This window comes from Autumnicola tepida (assembly GCF_031846485.1).
GTDB lineage: Bacteria > Bacteroidota > Bacteroidia > Flavobacteriales > Flavobacteriaceae > Autumnicola > Autumnicola tepida.
The window spans coordinates 21,892-40,065 of the sequence record NZ_JAVRHQ010000001.1; the positions used below are offsets into that span (position 1 = coordinate 21,892).

The 18,174-nt window shown below is 42.7% G+C and carries 14 protein-coding genes and 1 tRNA gene; 9 read left to right on the forward strand and 6 right to left on the reverse strand.

The features are described 5' to 3' along the window. Nucleotides 1–2 precede the first annotated feature (2 nt). From truB to RM553_RS00135, 4 genes are all read right to left on the reverse strand, one after another. Nucleotides 3–725, reverse strand: coding sequence for a tRNA pseudouridine(55) synthase TruB (truB, locus tag RM553_RS00120; protein ID WP_311532803.1), 723 nt, complete (start codon nt 723–725; stop codon nt 3–5). 62 nt (nt 726–787) lie between these two features. Beyond that, the gene (locus RM553_RS00125; RefSeq protein ID WP_311532804.1) at nt 788–1,582 is read right to left on the reverse strand and encodes an undecaprenyl-diphosphate phosphatase; all 795 of its coding nucleotides are present in this window, start codon (nt 1,580–1,582) and stop codon (nt 788–790) included. Nucleotides 1,583–1,584: 2 nt separating this feature from the next. Continuing rightward, nucleotides 1,585–1,842 (reverse strand): DUF3098 domain-containing protein, encoded by a 258-nt coding sequence (locus tag RM553_RS00130; RefSeq protein WP_311532806.1) that lies wholly within the window; start codon nt 1,840–1,842, stop codon nt 1,585–1,587. Nucleotides 1,843–2,067: 225 nt separating this feature from the next. Next, nucleotides 2,068–2,946 carry a cell division protein FtsX gene (locus tag RM553_RS00135; protein WP_311532807.1) on the reverse strand — a complete coding sequence of 293 codons (879 nt, stop codon included), beginning with the start codon at nt 2,944–2,946 and terminating at the stop codon, nt 2,068–2,070. A 111-nt stretch (nt 2,947–3,057) separates the two neighbouring features. On the opposite strand from RM553_RS00135, the gene RM553_RS00140 reads away from it, so the two are divergent. The 3 genes from RM553_RS00140 to ald all read left to right on the forward strand — a co-directional run bounded on the left by RM553_RS00140 (nt 3,058) and on the right by ald (nt 8,153). Continuing rightward, nucleotides 3,058–3,990, forward strand: coding sequence for a ketopantoate reductase family protein (locus RM553_RS00140; RefSeq protein WP_311532809.1), 933 nt, complete (start codon nt 3,058–3,060; stop codon nt 3,988–3,990). A 100-nt stretch (nt 3,991–4,090) separates the two neighbouring features. After that, nucleotides 4,091–6,949, forward strand: a complete 2,859-nt coding sequence (gene leuS, locus RM553_RS00145) for a leucine--tRNA ligase (RefSeq protein ID WP_311532811.1) — start codon at nt 4,091–4,093, stop codon at nt 6,947–6,949. Nucleotides 6,950–7,052: 103 nt separating this feature from the next. Next, nucleotides 7,053–8,153, forward strand: a complete 1,101-nt coding sequence (gene ald / locus RM553_RS00150; protein ID WP_311532812.1) for an alanine dehydrogenase — start codon at nt 7,053–7,055, stop codon at nt 8,151–8,153. Between the two features lie 223 nt (nt 8,154–8,376). Here the strand turns inward: ald and rimM are convergent, their stop codons facing one another. Next, complete coding sequence (gene rimM, locus RM553_RS00155; protein WP_311532814.1) at nt 8,377–8,904, reverse strand: ribosome maturation factor RimM; 528 nt, start codon at nt 8,902–8,904, stop codon at nt 8,377–8,379. A gap of 14 nt (nt 8,905–8,918) precedes the next feature. After that, nucleotides 8,919–9,506: a 30S ribosomal protein S16 gene (locus tag RM553_RS00160; protein ID WP_311532816.1), complete on the reverse strand. Its 588-nt coding sequence runs from the start codon at nt 9,504–9,506 to the stop codon at nt 8,919–8,921. Between the two features lie 277 nt (nt 9,507–9,783). Here RM553_RS00160 and RM553_RS00165 point away from each other — a divergent pair, with 277 nt between their 5' ends. The 6 genes from RM553_RS00165 to RM553_RS00190 all read left to right on the forward strand — a co-directional run bounded on the left by RM553_RS00165 (nt 9,784) and on the right by RM553_RS00190 (nt 18,134). Beyond that, nucleotides 9,784–10,233, forward strand: coding sequence for a ferritin-like domain-containing protein (locus tag RM553_RS00165; protein WP_311532818.1), 450 nt, complete (start codon nt 9,784–9,786; stop codon nt 10,231–10,233). Nucleotides 10,234–10,476: 243 nt separating this feature from the next. After that, nucleotides 10,477–14,865: a DNA polymerase III subunit alpha gene (gene dnaE / locus RM553_RS00170; RefSeq protein ID WP_311532820.1), complete on the forward strand. Its 4,389-nt coding sequence runs from the start codon at nt 10,477–10,479 to the stop codon at nt 14,863–14,865. Nucleotides 14,866–15,186: 321 nt separating this feature from the next. Then, nucleotides 15,187–15,504, forward strand: coding sequence for a thioredoxin (gene trxA, locus RM553_RS00175; RefSeq protein WP_311532822.1), 318 nt, complete (start codon nt 15,187–15,189; stop codon nt 15,502–15,504). Nucleotides 15,505–15,584: 80 nt separating this feature from the next. Further along, on the forward strand, nt 15,585–16,514 hold the full coding sequence (locus RM553_RS00180; RefSeq protein ID WP_311532824.1) for a DUF58 domain-containing protein: 930 nt from the start codon (nt 15,585–15,587) through the stop codon (nt 16,512–16,514). Between the two features lie 86 nt (nt 16,515–16,600). Next, nucleotides 16,601–16,674 (forward strand) — tRNA-Asp (locus RM553_RS00185). A gap of 254 nt (nt 16,675–16,928) precedes the next feature. Then, complete coding sequence (locus RM553_RS00190) at nt 16,929–18,134, forward strand: site-specific integrase (protein ID WP_311532826.1); 1,206 nt, start codon at nt 16,929–16,931, stop codon at nt 18,132–18,134. The last annotated feature ends 40 nt before the right edge of the window (nt 18,135–18,174 follow it).

The window sequence follows — 18,174 nt, forward strand, 5'->3', positions numbered from 1 at the left end:
GCTCAGGCAGAATTATTCTCCTGTGAAGGTAATAATTTCTGAAAAGACTCCAGGTCAAAAGATTTTTCTAACGAATACTCGCCAATCCTGGTTCTTCTTAATGCTGAAAGATGCGCGCCGCTGTTTAGTTGCAGGCCAAAATCGTGTGCAAGGGAGCGGATATAAGTTCCTTTGCTGCACACCACCCTGAAGTCTACCAGCGGAAAATTTTTTGCGTTAACTTCAAAATTATCAATTTTAACCTTTCTTGGCTGTACTTTTACTTCTTCCCCTTTCCGCGCGTATTCGTAAAGCCTTTTCCCGTCTTTTTTTAAAGCTGAAAAAACAGGAGGAATTTGCTCAATTTCACCCATAAACTTTTGTGTTGCTCTCTGTACGTCCGCTTCCGAAACATGGTCTATAGGATAATTTTGGTCAATCTCAGTCTCCAGGTCGTAAGACGGAGTGGTGGAGCCAAGCGTGAAGGTGCCGGTATATTCCTTTTCCTGCCCCTGCAGCTCAGGGATCCTTTTGGTAAATTTCCCGGTGCAGATAATCAGCAGGCCCGTAGCTAACGGGTCCAGCGTGCCGGCATGGCCCACTTTTATTTTTTTGATCCCACAGCTTTTCCTGATGAGCCACCTTACTTTGTTTGCCAGCTGGAAGGATGTCCAGTGCAAAGGTTTGTCAAATAATAAGATTTGGCCCGTTTTAAAATCTTCGGGAGTAAAGTGTTTATGATTCATCTTCAATAATTCGAAGCAGTTAGGCTCTAAGGTTAGTCTTTGCATCCATAATACAAAGATAATCAATTCATATACTCAAAGGCAATCGCGATAAGGCCAACTACAAAGCAATAGATGGCGAAATAAGAAAGTTTGCTTTTTCTAACCAGCGCGATCATCCAGGTGCAGGCGGCAAGCCCCGCGAGAAATGCTGCTATAAAACCTACTATTAAAACTGAAGCCGGGATGTTGGAATGGGCAATATTGCCATCCAGAAAATCTTTGGCAATTTTGCCAAATATCAATGGTACCACCATTAGAAAAGAGAACCTTGCGGCTTTGGTTTTGTCATTCCCCAGCAGCACTGAAGTTGAAATGGTGGCGCCGCTCCTGGAGATTCCCGGCAGTACCGCAATGGCCTGGGATACTCCTATTACGAACGCATTGCTGGAACTTACGCTTTTTCCGGTGTTTTTCGCTTTATCTGCCAGCCAGAGCAGTAACGCGGTAATGAGGAGCATAAAACCCACAAAAATAATGTTTCCGCCAAAGAGGGTTTCCAGTTCCTCTTCAAATAAAACCCCAACAAGAGCGGCAGGAATCATGGAGATTATAATCTTCAGTGAAAATTCGGTTTCCCCGTTCCATTTAAACTGAAGAAGTCCTTTAAAGATTTCGGCAACATCTTTTCTGAAGATCACCAGTGTGCTCAGGGCGGTGGCAAAATGCAGTACGACCGTAAAAAGAAGGGATTCTTCAGGTACGCTGGTATCACCTAAAATTGCTTTCGCAAGCTCCAGGTGGCCGCTGGAAGAAACGGGTAAAAACTCAGTAAGCCCCTGTATAATTCCAAGAATTACAGCATCTAATATGTCCAAACTTACTTAGTTTTACGTGGATTTAATAAGATGGCGTAGGCTTCAATTCCAAAACCTATAAGCACCAGGGTTGGGGCAAGGCGTATCCTCTGGAAATTATAAATGGCGGGGTTAAATACATTGGGATCATCGCTTCCGCCACCGGCCATTAAAATAAAGCCAAGCGCGATTACGCCCAGGCCAATAAACATCACGATGTAATTTCTCTTTCCGAATACGAAAGCATTTTGCTGTGGTGAAGGATTGTTCTTTTTACTCATTTTGTATGTTTTCCCTGAAGCAGATTTAAAAGTCTAGATTGAAAACTTTTTATAAGTTCCGGCTCAGAAACCTCTTTTTCGATGCCGGAATTTCCATCTTTCTAACTTCTAACTTCTAACTTCTAACTTCTAACTTCTAACTTCTAACTTCTAACTTCTAACTTCTAACTTCTAACTTCTAACTTCTAACTTCTAACTTCTAACTTCTAACTTCTAACTTCTAACTTAATAATACAATTCGTCTGTTTTCAGGTTTAAAAACCTTGAAGTGGCGAAATAGGTGCTAATCCAGGTGATAATTACCCCAATTAGAAAAACACCTATAAAAAGTGCGGCCAGTAATTTTACGTCGCCCAGCAGGTTAAGTTCGCCAAAACTCTTATTTAGGTAATATAAAACGGCGGCCATTCCTATTAGCGCCAGCACGGCTCCAATCATTCCCAGTTTCACGCTCTGCCAGATAAAGGGCCTCCTGATAAAACCTTTGGTGGCGCCTACCATTTGCATGGTTTTAATTATAAATCTCTTTGAATATACCGCGAGCCTTATACTGCTGTTAATCAACAGCACCGCGATAAATGTAAAAACAGCGCTTACAACTAAAACCCAAAGGCTAATTTTTCGCACATTTTCATTCAGCAAAGCTATAAGGGGTTTATCGTAAACCACTTCATCTACAAAATTTCTTTCAGTAAGGTTGGTGGCGATAGAATCTACCTGTGTGGAAGAAACATAATCGGCATTCATATAAATGTCAATGGAATTTTGCAGCGGATTGTAGCCCAGAAACTCCATAAAATCCTCCCCGATTTCTTCACTATGCTGCTCGGCGGCTTCTTCTTTAGAGACAAAAGTGGCAGATTTGGTATAATCGGCCATGGCAAGGCTCTTTTTTAATTCCTCCATTTCCACTTCTTTGGCCGAATCTTTAAAGTAAACGGTCATGGCGATTTGCTCCTTGAAATGATCGGCCACTTTTTTAGTGTTTAATACCAGAAGGCCCAGTATTCCTAATAAAAAAAGTACTAGCGCGATGCTGATTACTACTGAAAAATAAGAGGAAATCAGCCTGCGTTTCTGGTACTTCTCAAAAGATGTGCTCATACAGCGAACTCAGATTTTTTGTAAAAATAAGAAAGTTAATCATTCCCGTTTCCTATTAACGTTCAAACTTTTTGATTTATTCTTATAAGTGTAAATTTGAAAAAACAAGCGATGGAAATACTGATTTACGGAATTGGAGGAGTTGGCGGTTATTTTGGAGGAAAACTTGCCAAAGCAGGTTTTGATGTAAGCATGGTCGCCCGAGGGGAACATCTTGAAGCCATCAGGCAAAACGGGCTGGAGGTAGAAAGCATTAATGGCAATTTTACAGCCCGACCAAAAATGCTTACTGATGATGTTGCTGAAGTTCCCGTGCCCGAACTTGTGATTTTAGGGGTAAAGTCATGGCAGGTTCCCCAAGCGGCCAAAGCCATAAAACCACTGGTTGGTGAAAATACCATGGTGCTGCCCCTGCAAAACGGCGCCAGTAATATTGAAGCATTGCAGGAAGTGTTTCCCGGGAAGAACATCCTTGGCGGGCTTTGCCATATCATCAGTTTTATTGATGGCCCGGGAAAAATAAAGCATACCGCCCTGGAACCCGATATCATTTTTGGGGAATTGAACAATTCCAGGACAGACCGTATTCAGAAGGTAAAAACGATTTTCCATACGGCAGGCATCAGCAACCGCATCCCGGAAGATATTCAGCTGGAAATCTGGAAAAAGTTTTTATACATCACCACCTTTAGCGGCATTGGTGGCTTAACCCGTGTGCCGATCGATAAGATAAGAGAAAGTGAATATTTATACGATCTTATGCAGAAAACCGCGCAGGAAGTAAAAGCGGTGGCTAACGCGAAAGGGATTCCGCTAAAAGAAGAGCATATAGCAAAAGCTTTTGAGTTGGTAAATAGTCAGGCTAAAGGTACAACGGCCTCTACCCAGCGGGACCTCATGGCCGGGCGGCCTTCAGAACTGGAGAATTTTAACGGGTATATTGTAAAGGAGGCTGAAAAACATCAAATTTCGACTCCCGTTAACGGAATGTTGTACGAACTCCTGCTGCCCATGGAAAAAGAGGCTCGAAAAAGCAGGAATTGATTTTCCCGCACATTATCCCAAGAAGTTTAAAATTGTAAATTTGCAGGCATTAATGTGGTGTCGCCTCGAGCGCAGTCGAGAGGTATAGAAAAATAAAGAAATGAATTACAACTTCAACGAAATTGAAGCCAAGTGGCAAAAATACTGGGCCAAAAATCAAACTTTTAAAGCTCAAAATCCAGGATCCCCTAACTCCGAGAGCCTGGGAGCGCCTTACTACGTGCTGGATATGTTCCCTTATCCTTCAGGAGCAGGGCTTCACGTGGGGCATCCGCTGGGCTATATTGCCAGCGATATCTACGCGCGTTACAAGGGGCATAAGGGCTTTAACGTACTGCATCCACAAGGTTACGACAGTTTTGGGCTGCCGGCAGAGCAGTATGCTATTCAAACAGGCCAGCACCCCGCACTTACTACCGAAAATAACATAAAACGCTACCGGGAGCAGCTTGATAAAATTGGTTTTTCTTTCGACTGGAGCAGGGAAGTGCGCACCAGCAATCCCGAATATTATAAGTGGACGCAGTGGATTTTTATTCAGCTTTTTGAATCCTGGTACGATTACGATCAGGGGAAATCCCGCGCCATTTCTGAGCTGGAAGAGATTTTTTCTGCGGAAGGGACTACCAGGGTGAAGGCAGCCTGTGATGATGATGTTGAAGGTTTTTCTGCGGAAGAGTGGAACGCTTTTTCTTCTGAAGAAAAACAGAAGCAGCTGCTTAAATACCGCCTTACCTACCTGGCTGAAACCGAAGTGAACTGGTGCCCGCAACTGGGAACAGTCCTGGCAAACGACGAGATTGTAAACGGGGTTTCCGAACGTGGCGGCTATCCGGTGGTCCGCAAAAAAATGACGCAGTGGAGCATGCGAATCTCCGCTTTTGCTGAACGCCTTCTCCAGGATCTTGACCAAATCGACTGGACCGAAAGCTTAAAGGAAAGCCAGCGTAACTGGATTGGCAAATCTGTTGGGGCACAAATAACATTCAAAATTCAAAATTCTGAATTCGAAATTCCTGTTTTTTCCACCCGTCCCGATACCATTTTCGGAGTGACTTTTATGACCCTTGCGCCGGAACATGAACTGGTGCGGAAAATAACCACTCCTGAACAAAAGGAAGAAGTAGAGACCTATATCGCTGCAAGCGCAAAGCGAAGTGAACGGGAGCGAATGGCCGATGTTAAAAGCATTAGCGGCGCTTTTACCGGTGCTTATGCCGAGCATCCGTTTACCAAAGAACCTGTTCCTATCTGGATTGGCGATTATGTACTGGCCGGCTACGGGACGGGAGCGGTAATGGCCGTGCCTTGCGGGGACCAGCGGGATTACGATTTTGCCAAGCATTTTGATCTGCCAATAACCAACATTTTTGAAAACGCCGATATTTCTGAAGAAGCTTTTTCAGGAAAAGAAGGAACGGTAATCGTGAACTCCGATTTTCTTAGCGGACTTGAATATAAGGAGGCGCTTCAGAAAGTGATCCTGGAACTTGAAAAAAACGGCAATGGCTATGGGAAAACAAATTATCGCCTGCGCGATGCCGTTTTTAGCCGGCAAAGGTACTGGGGAGAACCTTTTCCGGTTTATTACGTAAACGGAATGCCGCAAATGATAGATGCAAAGTATTTGCCATTGAGGCTTCCCGAAGTTGAAAAATATTTACCTACTGAAACAGGCGAACCACCTTTGGGGAATTCTACCGACTGGGCCTGGGACACAGAAAATAATAAAGTAGTTCCTAATACCCAAATTGACGAGGAGACTATTTTTCGTCTGGAGCTTAATACTATGCCCGGTTGGGCGGGAAGCTCCTGGTATCTTTTCAGGTATATGGATCCGCATAATGAGGAGACCTTTGTCTCTAAGGAAGCGCAGGAATACTGGAAAAATGTTGATTTATATATTGGCGGGAGCGAACATGCCACAGGACATTTATTGTATTCCCGTTTCTGGACCAAATTTTTAAAGGACCGCGGTTATCTTAATGTTGAAGAACCTTTTAAGAAACTGATCAACCAGGGGATGATTTTGGGGACCAGCGCTTTTGTTTACAGGCTGGAAGGAGAAAATGTACTCTTATCTAAGAACCTTGTTGGCAACAATAAAGTGCAGCCTATACACGCCGATGTTTCGCTGATAAATGCTTCAGATGAACTGGATATTGAAGGCTTTAAAAAATGGCGCCCGGAATTTAAGGATGCCAAATTCGTTACTGAAGAAGACGGAATGTATAAAGTGGGCCGCGAGGTCGAAAAAATGTCCAAGTCCAAATACAACGTGGTAAATCCGGACGATATTTGTGAAAATTACGGTGCCGATACTTTAAGGATGTACGAGATGTTCCTAGGGCCGCTTGAACAGGCCAAACCCTGGAATACTGCCGGAATCACAGGGGTGCATAATTTCCTAAAAAAACTTTGGAAGCTTTATCATTCCTCCCCCAGCCCCTCCGAAGGAGGGGAGAAGTCCTTCTTCGTATCAGAAGAGCCGGCATCCAAAGATTCCATGAAATCACTGCATAAAACCATCAAAAAAGTGACTGAAGATATTGAAAATTTCAGCTTTAATACTTCGGTTTCCACCTTTATGATTTGTGTGAATGAGCTTTCCGCTCAAAATTGCAACAGCAGGGAAGTTTTAGAACCTTTAGCGGTATTAATTGCGCCTTACGCACCGCATATCGCGGAAGAATTGTGGGAGAAACTAGGCCATTCAGAGTCTGTGGCTACCGCTGCTTACCCGGTTTATGAGGAGAAATACCTGGTAGAGAGTACCAAAAATTATCCTGTTTCCTTTAATGGGAAAATGCGCTTTACAATGGAATTGTCTCTGGAACTCACCAAAGATGAAATTGAGAAAACCGTTCTTGCTGATGAAAGAACAAAAGATCATATATCCGGTAAGGCCCCTAAAAAAGTGATTGTTGTGCCGGGTAAAATAGTTAATATTGTTATTTAACCCCCTTTAATTTTTGTTTTTAGATAAAAATTAATACAATTTTAAAAGCAAACCCCTTAATTTGAATATTTTGGTTTATTATTGTGACTAAAATATTCAAATTATGAAAATTGGTGTACCTAAGGAAATTAAGAACAACGAGAGCCGTGTGGGAATGACCCCTGCGGGAGTGCTGGAGCTTGCTAAAAGAGGGCATGAGGTTTTTGTGCAGAGTACAGCAGGAGATAACAGCGGCTTTTTAGATGAAGATTACGCTGCTTCTGGGGCTGTTCTGCTACCTACAATTGAAGAATTGTATGCGAGGAGCGAAATGATCGTAAAGGTTAAGGAGCCTATAGAAAAGGAATATTCCCTTATTAAGGAAGACCAGGTGATTTTTACTTATTTTCATTTCGCATCCAATCGTGGTTTAACAGAAGCCATGATTCAGAATAAAGCGGTATGTATAGCTTACGAGACGGTGCAGGATGCTTTAGGAGGTTTGCCATTGCTTACTCCAATGTCTGAAGTTGCCGGGAGAATGGCTATCCAGCAGGGAGCAAAATATCTTGAAAAACCGGTGAAGGGGAAAGGGCTGCTTTTAGGCGGCGTGCCCGGGGTTCGGCCGGGAAAAGTGCTTATTCTTGGCGCAGGTACGGTTGGCATCCAGGCGGCTAAAATGGCTGCGGGCCTTGGAGCGCAGGTAACGATTATGGATATTAGTATGGACCGCCTGAGGCATGTAAACAACATCATGCCCAGTCATGTGGTTACGGAATTTTCAAACGAATACAATATAAGGAAACACATCAAAACGCATGATCTTATTATTGGGGCGGTGTTGAATGCCGGCGCCAGGGCTCCAAAACTTATCAGCAGGGACATGCTGAAGGAAATGGAGCCGGGAACAGTGATTGTGGATGTTGCGGTAGATCAAGGTGGTTGCATGGAAACTTCAAGGCCTACCAGCCATGAAAATCCTGTTTATATTATAGACGATGTGGTGCATTATTGCGTGGCCAATATGCCCGGGGCGGTGCCGCATACCTCTACGCTGGCGCTTACCAATGTTACGCTGCCTTATATTCTCAAGCTGGTGGAATCTGGCTGGAAAGATGCCTGTTCAAAAGATGCTGCCCTGGCCAAAGGATTGAATATCGTAAAAGGAAAAATAGTCTTCGCGCCTATTGCTGAAGCCTTCGGATGGGAAGAAGTCTTGGCTTAGGTTCCAATTGTTTTTTAGCTGTTAAACCCTGGATCTATTTTCAGGGTTTCGTTTTATAAAGCCTGACCTGAGTAGCTACTATTTAATTTCGTGCAGAATGAGGTATCAATACAATAAATAGTTAGTGGAGACTCTAAGATCTTCTGTGAGCCGAAGGAGACAAGCTGAAAAACTGAGAACTATTATAACCGACGAAAGAAAACCCGCAACTGGTTTCTTTAAATTAGCCGAGATAAAGGTCCACCAAACCTTCAGGAGTATCGAGGTAGATGGTTTTATTCTTTTTGTCTAATTTTTCTATAAACTCATCATTCATGGGAATAAGAATTTCCCTGCCGTCTTTTGTAATTTCGAAAAGAGCCTGGGCGGTAGAGTCGTTTACCGAGGTCACCTGGCCAATATTGCCGTGCTGGGCATCCATTACCGTAAAGCCTATAATTTCATGAAAGTAGAACTGGTTTTCTCCCAGTTTGGGCAGCATGGTTAATGGGAGGTAAAGTTCGCATCCAATAATATCTTCGGCATCATCTTCTGTATCTATATCTTCAAATTTTGCGCGAAGAAGCGTGCTTTTATGCAGGCTGCTTTTTTCAATAAAAAATGGAACCAGGTTATCGTTGTATTCAACGAAAACTGATTCCATTTCTGTGTAAGTTTCAGGTTCATCGGTGTCTAATTTTATAAGCACCTCCCCTTTAAAGCTAAATTTGCTAACGATTTTACCTAAATAGAAACACTCCTCTTTAGTCATCGCCGCCGGTAGAATTAAGCGTTCTTTTTCTCTTCTGTAGCTGCTTCGTCGGCAGTTTCAGTGTCCACTTCTTTTTCAACATTTGCTTCAGGCTCGCTTCCTTCAGTTACTGCAGCGCCTTCGTAGTTCTCGTCGGCAGCAGTTTCTTCTTCAGCACCTTTAGCTTCAGCTTCACGCTTTGCGTTTACTTCTTTTTCAGCCTCCAAGGCTTTCGCCCTGGCTGCTTGTTGTTCTTTGGTTAAATTTTCTCTTTTGGCGTTAATTTTGCCTTCTTTTTCCTCTAACCAGGCCTGGAATTTCTTCTCGGCCTCTTCTTCGGTCAAAGCGCCTTTTCTAACTCCAACAGCAAGATGTTTTTTAAGCAAAGCACCTTTGTAAGAAAGGATAGCACGGGCAGTATCTGTAGGCTGCGCTCCGTTCTGTAACCATTTAACCGCACCGTCTACATCTAATTCGATAGTTGCAGGATTGGTGTTTGGATTGTAAATACCAATTTTATCAAGATATTTACCATCTCTTTTTGCACGCGAATCTGCGGCAACAATCCAGTAAAAAGGTTTTCCCTTTTTACCGTGTCTTTGTAATCTTATTTTTACAGGCATAAAAATTAATTTGTGGGGTTCCCGACCCCTGTTATTAATAAGGCTGCAAAGATACATCATTTTTCTAATTTACAAGTTTTTACAGGATTAAAATTTTGAGTTAACTGCCTTTAAATTTCACGCCAAAGTGATCTTCAGAATATAATATTTAGGAGGTTTTTAGGGAAAGAAACGGCTGCGCTGTTAAAAGCAGTTAATTAGTGCTAAACCCTGTTAAATAGGTTGTTATCAGAAGATGTGGACTGTATATTAGTGGAAACAAAAACAAAAAACAGCTATGAGTTATTCTAAAGATGTTGCCAAGAAGCTGAATGAACTTTTGGAAAAAAGTTATGATGCGGAAAAGGGTTTTAAATTTGCTGCGGAAAATGTGAAGAATGCAGAACTAAAGTCTTTTTTTAAAGCAAAGGCACAGGAAAGATATGATTTTGGGCATGAGCTAAAGGCCGAAATTGCCAAATTTGGGGAAGAACCTGATAAGGGATCTGATATTGCAGGAGATGTTCACAGAACGTGGATGAACCTAAAAACCAAATTGTCCTCAGATAAGGAAGAAGCCGTTCTTGAAGAAGCAGAACGCGGAGAAAAGGCGGCTGTGGAAGATTACGAAGATATTCTTAAGGATTCCAGTATCCCTGCTTCTACGGGGAACATTCTTATGAAGCAGAAAAATGCCATCGTGGAATCTCTAAACAAAGTAAAGATCCTCGAGAAGCAATTCGATTAAAGACCTAAAAAGATACGAACAAATGTTTGACTGAAGTAGTAGTAGTTTAAGTGTTCGTATCAGGCCTCACAAAGAAGTACCATCTGGACACTGTTTGTGAGGCTTTTTTTATGCGCGAAAACTGGTTAATAAATCCTTAAAATTTTGTTTTAGCAAAAGTCATTTTATCGCTAATTTAGCGGCACTTGCTGAAGCAGATTTTTTGCTTCGGAAATAACCTTCCAGGATTTAAACCAATTTTACATGTACCTGATTTTTGATACCGAAACCACCGGATTACCAAAGCGTTGGGACGCTCCCTTAACCGATTCTGACAACTGGCCGCGTTGCATTCAAATAGCTTGGCAACTGCACGATGAACTGGGAAGGCTGGTAGAAAGTCAGGATTACCTGGTTAAGCCTGAAGATTTCAATATCCCGTATGATGCCGAGAAAATCCACGGCATTTCTACCGAGCTTGCCGCTGAGGACGGCATTGCTTTAAATGAAGTGCTTGAAAAGTTCCAGGCAGCCCTTAATAAATCAAAATTTGTAGTGGGCCAGAATGTAGGTTTTGACGTGAATATTATGGGCGCCGAATTCTTCCGACTTCAGATGGAAAATTCGCTACAAAATTTGCCAATCCTGGACACTTGTACAGAGGTGACTGCCGAAATGTGTAAAATTCCCGGTGGCCGTGGCGGTAAATTTAAACTGCCCACGCTTACCGAGCTTCATGAATACCTTTTTGATGAACCTTTTGCTGAAGCCCACAACGCGACTGCCGATGTGGAGGCGACAACCCGCTGTTTCCTGGAACTGGTGCGCAAAAGAATGTTTACCAGGGAACAATTAGACGTTCCTGCAGATTATTTTGAAAATTTTTCAGAAGCCAATCCGCAGCCAATAAAACTCATCGGGTTAAAGCACATTAACCTTAAAAAAGCTTCCGAAGAAATAAGGAAACAGCTTCAGAAGGAAAAACCTTCCGATGAGATTAGCACCGCGGAGATTGAAGAAAACCTCGAAAAGCTGGATGAGGTTCCTTTCGCGCATTTACATAACCACTCCCAGTTTTCAGTATTACAGTCCACCATTAGCATTCCCGATTTAGTAAACGCGGCCGGGGAAGAAAATATGCCTGCCGTGGCCCTTACCGATCATGCCAACATGATGGGCGCCTTCCACTTTGTTAAAGAAGTGGGCGCCTATAACAAATCTGTAAAAGCTAAAAATGCCGAAGCTCTGGAAAACAACCAGCCTGCGGAAGCCAGGGAGTTAAAGGCCATTGTGGGCTGCGAATTTTTTGTTTGTGAAAATCACCTAGACAAATCAAGGAAAGACAATGGTTACCAGATTGTGATGCTGGCAAAGAACAAAAAAGGTTATCATAACCTGGCAAAAATGTCTTCCATCGCTTATACCGAAGGTTTTTACTACGTGCCGCGGATCGATAGGGAAGTAATTCAAAAATATAAGGAGGACGTGATCGTTCTTACCGGTAACCTATATGGCGAAGTTCCCAGCAAGGTGCTTAATGTTGGCGAGAAACAGGCAGAAGAAGCTTTGCTCTGGTGGAAAGAACAGTTTGGTGATGATCTTTATATTGAGCTCATGCGGCACAACCAGGAAGATGAAAACCGGGTAAACCCTGTGCTTATCGATTTTGCCAAAACTCATGATATAAAACTCGTTGCCACCAATAATACCTATTACTGGAAACAGGAAGACGCCAATGCACACGATATTTTGCTTTGCGTAAAAGACGGGGAAAAGCAGGCCACGCCAATTGGCCGCGGCCGTGGGTATAGATACGGCCTGCCCAACCAGGAATATTATTTCAAGTCGGCCGAAGAGATGAAAAATCTCTTTAAAGATTTACCCGAAGCCATTTCAAACGTTAAGGAAATTGTTGATAAAATTGAACCTTTTGAATTGGCGCGCGATGTATTGTTGCCGGCCTTTACCATTCCCGACGCGTTTTTGGTTGAAGAAGATAAAGTAGATGGCGGAAAGCGGGGCGAAAATGCCTATTTAAAGCACATTACTTTTGAAGGGGCCAAAGAACGCTATGGCGAAATTACTCCTGAAATTAAAGAAAGGCTGGATTTTGAACTTTCGGTAATCGAAAATACCGGTTATCCCGGGTATTTCCTTATTGTGGAAGATTTTATACGGGAAGCGCGCAATATGGACGTATCGGTTGGGCCGGGTCGAGGATCTGCCGCGGGAAGTGCCGTGGCCTACTGCCTTGGAATTACAAATATCGACCCCATTAAGTACGACCTGCTGTTTGAGCGTTTCCTGAACCCAGACCGTGTGAGCATGCCCGATATTGATATTGATTTTGATGACGAGGGCCGAAGTCGTGTGATGGATTACGTAATCAAGAAATACGGGGCCAACCAGGTGGCGCAGATTATTACCTACGGAACCATGGCCGCGAAATCTTCCATTAGGGATACGGCTCGTGTCCTGGACTTGCCATTAATGGATGCCGACAGGATTGCCAAGCTTATTCCCAATACCAAGTTGGGCAAAATCTTTGGAATGGACGAAAAGGCCCTGAAGAGCAAATTCCGAAGTGAGGAGGTTGAGAAGATAAACGAGCTCCTTAATATTGCTGAAGGAGACGATCTTGAAGCGCAAACCCTTAACCAGGCGCGTATCCTTGAGGGTTCGGTGAGAAATACCGGAATCCATGCCTGCGGGGTAATTATCACCCCGGGCGATATTACCAATTACGTGCCCGTTTCCGTGGCCAAGGATTCAGATTTGTATGTTACGCAGTTCGATAACTCGGTTGTGGAAAGCGCAGGCCTGTTAAAAATGGACTTTTTGGGCCTTAAAACCCTCACCCTTATAAAGGATACGGTGAAAATTGTAAAGGGCCGCCATGGAATAGACCTGGATCCCGACAGTTTTCCGCTGGATGATGAGGAAACATATAAGCTGTTCCAGCGGGGAGAAACGGTAGGGATATTTCAGTATGAATCTCCCGGGATGCAAAAGCACATGAAGGACCTTAAACCCACGGTTTTTGATGACCTTATCGCTATGAATGCCTTATATAGGCCGGGGCCAATGGAGTACATCCCCAGTTTTATCGCGCGAAAACATGGAAATGAAGAAATTGCCTATGACCTTCCTGATATGGAGGAATACCTGCAGGAAACTTATGGCATTACCGTTTACCAGGAGCAGGTGATGCTGTTGTCGCAGAAGCTGGCCGGGTTTTCCAAAGGTGATGCCGACATGCTTCGGAAAGCCATGGGTAAGAAAATATTTGCTTTGCTGGAGCAGCTAAAGCCGAAGTTTTTGGATGGAGGAGAAGCCAAAGGCCATCCAAGGGAAACTTTGGAGAAAATCTGGAAAGACTGGGAGGCGTTTGCGGCCTATGCTTTTAACAAATCTCACTCCACCTGTTACGCCTGGATCGCTTACCAGACCGCTTACTTAAAAGCGCATTACCCTGCAGAATATATGGCGGCGGTGCTTTCCAACAACATGAACGACATTAAACAGGTGACTTTCTTTATGGAAGAGTGCAAGCGAATGAAGCTGAATGTGCTTGGGCCCGATGTAAATGAATCGTATTATAAATTTTCGGTAAATAAGGAGAATGCCGTGCGTTTTGGAATGGGCGCGATAAAAGGAGTGGGCGCAGGAGCAGTGGCCACCATTGTGGAAAACCGAAAATCTGAGGGCGGGCCTTACCGCTCCATATTTGATATGGCCAAACGAATAGATTTACGTGCCGCCAATAAGAAAGCGTTTGAGAACCTGGCTTTGGCAGGAGGTTTTGACGGGTTTGGAGATACGCACCGGGCGCAGTATTTTCATGATGATGGGGATGGAATGAGCTTTTTGGAAAAAGTCATTAAGTTCGCTGCGAAATTCCAGGAAAACGAAAACTCTTCGCAAGTGAGCCTGTTTGGAGAAGCCAGCGATGTGCAAATTCCGGAGCCAACAGTACCGCCCTGTGAAGCCTGGGGCACTATGGAAAAACTGAGAAGAGAAAAAGAGGTGGTGGGAATTTACCTGTCTGGCCACCCGCTGGATGATTTTAAAAAGGAATTACAATACTTCTGCAATGCCACTTTAGCCGATTTTAACGACATGGAAAAGTTCGTAAACAGGGAGCTTTCTTTTGGAGGGGTGATTAGCGATGTGCAGCATCGCACTTCCAAAATGGGCAAAGGCTGGGCCACTTTTTTTATAGAAGATTATAATGAAACGTATGAGTTCAGGATGTTTGGCGAGGAATACCTGAAGTTCAGGCATTTTCTTGTTCCGAATTCTTTTGTGCACATCAAGGCATTTATAAAAGAAGGATGGACCAATAAGGAAACGGGAAAAAAAGGAGATCCGCGCATCCAGTTTAACAGTTTTCAGCTGCTGCATGATATTATGGATACTTACGCCAAAAAACTGACCATTCAGCTGGATATAAATGATTTAAAGGAAGAGAAAATCAGCGTTTTAAAAGATTTATTCCGAACACATCGCGGGGACCACAAGCTGAATTTTGTGGTGTATGAAATGAAGGAGCAGGTGAAGCTGCACATGCCCAGCAAGCGGCAGAAAGTAAAAATTTCGCAGGAACTGCTTGAGGCCCTGGAAGAGGAGCAGGTAAACTATAAGCTGAATTAGTAGCCTCTCTTCCCAAAAGGGAGATACAGATCAATACTTATATTGGAAATTCGTGCTTATCCTTGGCAGTGGCTCCTCCCTTTTTTTCAAGGGGAGGTGGCCGAAGGCCGGAGGGGGTTCGGGTAGGGATTGCAGCAGGCTATCCTGCCTGACGTAAGGAAGGCAGATAGCGCGGAAAGCCCGGCCGCAGCGAAGCGGAGGACCCGCCAGATAAAATCAGCCAATCTGCAGATAGTTAAATATGATGTAAGAGGTGTAAGATTTGCAGAAATATTTGACTAATTTTACGTATTGTATAAATCGGAATCAAAATAACATATTATGGCAATTGAAATAACAGATGCGACTTTTGAAGAAAAAGTCTTGAAAAGCGATAAACCTGTAATGGTCGATTTTTGGGCTGCATGGTGCGGACCTTGTAGAATGGTGGGCCCGATCATTGACGAAATTAGTCAGGAATACGAAGGCAAAGCCGTAGTTGGGAAGCTTGATGTGGACGCTAACCAGGAATTTGCCGCTAAATACGGAGTTAGAAATATCCCTACTGTGCTTGTTTTTCAGAATGGGGAAGTGGTAGGACGCCAGGTAGGCGTTGCTCCTAAAAATACTTATGCGGAAGCAATCGATCAGCTATTATAGTAAGATCATAAAAGAGAATAAAGAGAGGCCTGATGAGAATCGGGCCTTTTTTGTTTATATTCAGCAGCAAGAACTGATGCATGGATTTACAGGAAGAAATACATAAGACGGGTGGCTTTACTAACCTGGACCTGCTGGCGCGGCAGGTGGTGGAAGGCTATATTTCGGGAATTCATAAAAGTCCGTTTTACGGTTTTTCCGCGGAATTTGCGGAGCATAAAATTTATAATAACGGGGAAAGTACCAAGCATATTGACTGGAAGCTTTTCGCCAGGACCAATAAGCTTTATACCAAGCGCTATGAGGAAGAAACGAATTTAAGGTGCCACTTGATCGTGGATAATTCGGCTTCTATGCATTATCCAAAATTAGCGAAACAAGGCATCGGTTCTTTGAATAAAATTGGCTTTTCTGCGCTGGCTTCGGCCTGTATTATGCAAATGATGAAGCGACAGCGGGATGCGGTAGGGCTGAGTGTTTACAGTGATGAATTCGAATTTTACGCGCCCGAGAAAGGGAGCGAGCGGCATCATCATATGCTTTTAAATACTCTGAATGATCTTTTAGTAAACAAACCCAGAGGAAAGGCTACAGATACTTATACATACCTGCACCAGATCGCTGAAAAGCTTAAAAAGCGGTCGCTGGTTTTTTTATTTACCGACATGTTCCAGGCTGATGTGAAGGAGGGGCAGTTGTTTGAAGCTTTGCGACATTTGAAGTATAACAAACATGAAGTGGTGCTTTTTCATGTTATGGATGAAAAGCGGGAGCTGGGTTTTGAGTTTGACAATGTTCCAAAGCGGTTTACCGATGTGGAAACGGGGGCGCAGGTGGATTTATATTCGGAGAATATCAGGGAAAATTATCAGGAGGCGGTGCATAATTATTTTGAAGCCATTGAACTGGAGTGCGCAAGGTATAAGATCAATTATGTACAGGCGGATATCAATAAAAATTTCGAAAATATTTTAACCACTTATCTTGTTGAAAGACAAAAGCTTGGTTGATGAAGATGATTTTTTGATAAAAAAAATTAAAAAAAGGTTTGCAGGATTGTAAAACGGTGGTATATTTGCCCTCGCAATAACGCAACGGTCTGGTAGTTCAGTTGGTTAGAATACCTGCCTGTCACGCAGGGGGTCGCGAGTTCGAGTCTCGTCCAGACCGCTTTTAAAGTATTAAATTAAAGCAAAAAGCCTCAAAATCAATGATTTAGAGGCTTTTTTTCTTCTCCAAAGTATCAAATAAACACAAATAAACCTAAGTAATTGGTGCTGAATTCGGTGCGCCTTTTTTAGCAAAAAAAAGGCGCACCGAATGTTTTGTAAAATACTGTTAATAAAGTGGTTGCGGCGTTTCTTTAACATTTTTAAGGTCTTTCTTTTTGTACCTTTTCGGGGAATAATTTAAAAGACGCACCTATGTCAACATTATTAAACATTTTATTTTTTCCAAAGAAAGGGAGGTCTACACCTGACGAACAAGCTGTTTTATATAGTAGGATAACCTACAACGGAAAGCGGGCGGAATTTAGTACGAGCCGAAAAATTAAGCTTCAGGCATGGAACAGCAAAAGCGGGAAGGCCAAAGGAACTTCAGAGGAAGCAAGAGCGGTCAACCGTTTTATTGATCATATCAGGGCTTCTCTATATGATATTCATGATCGTTTGGTAAGAGAGGGGAAAAAGATTTCTGCAAAAGTTATTAAGGATATCTATTTAGGCAAGGAAGATAAGCAGTACATGCTAATGGAAATTTTTCAGGATCATAATTATCAAATGGAAAAATTATTAGGAAAGGGATATACCAGAGGTACGTTGCAGCGATACAATGCGTGTAAAAAGCATATTGAGAATTACCTGGCGTATCGGTACAAAGCTAAAGATATTCCTGTGGAAGATGTAGATTATAGCTTTATCACGGGATTTGATCATTATTTAAAATCAGAAAAAGATTGTGCCCATAATACAGCCCAAAAGTATATTGTCAATTTCAAAAAAATTATTCGAATTGCTTATGCTAACCAGTGGATAGAAAAAGATCCGTTTTTTCACTGGAAAGGAACCTGGAAATCTTCGGATAGAGGTTATCTTACAGATGCAGAACTTCAAAGATTATCAGAAAAGGACTTGGATATACCGCGTTTAGATTTGGTTAGGGATATGTTCGTATTCTGTTGTTATACCGGACTTTCTTTTGGAGATATTGAAAAACTTACTGAAGATGATATTATTTTTGACGGGAATAAAAAATGGATAAAGACAAAAAGGAAGAAGACAAAAACTTTAAGTAGTATACCACTTCTTAAAATTCCAGAGGCTATTCTGGAAAAATATAAGGATCATCCAAGAGTAGTAATAAGTGAGAATGTCTTGCCTGTACTATCAAATCAAAAATCAAATGCCTATCTAAAGGAAATTGCGGACCTGTGCGGGATAAAAAAGAACTTAACCACCCATTTGGCCAGGCATACTTTTGCAACTACAGTTACGCTTTCTAAAGGAGTTCCTATAGAGAGCGTTGCTAAGATGCTTGGTCATAGATCCCTAAGAACAACACAAATTTATGCTAAGGTACTAGATTCTAAAGTAGCAAAGGATATGGAGATTGTGGCTAGAGGGATGTAACAATAAATGTTTTAATACCTTTGTATTGTAAGGATCCCTA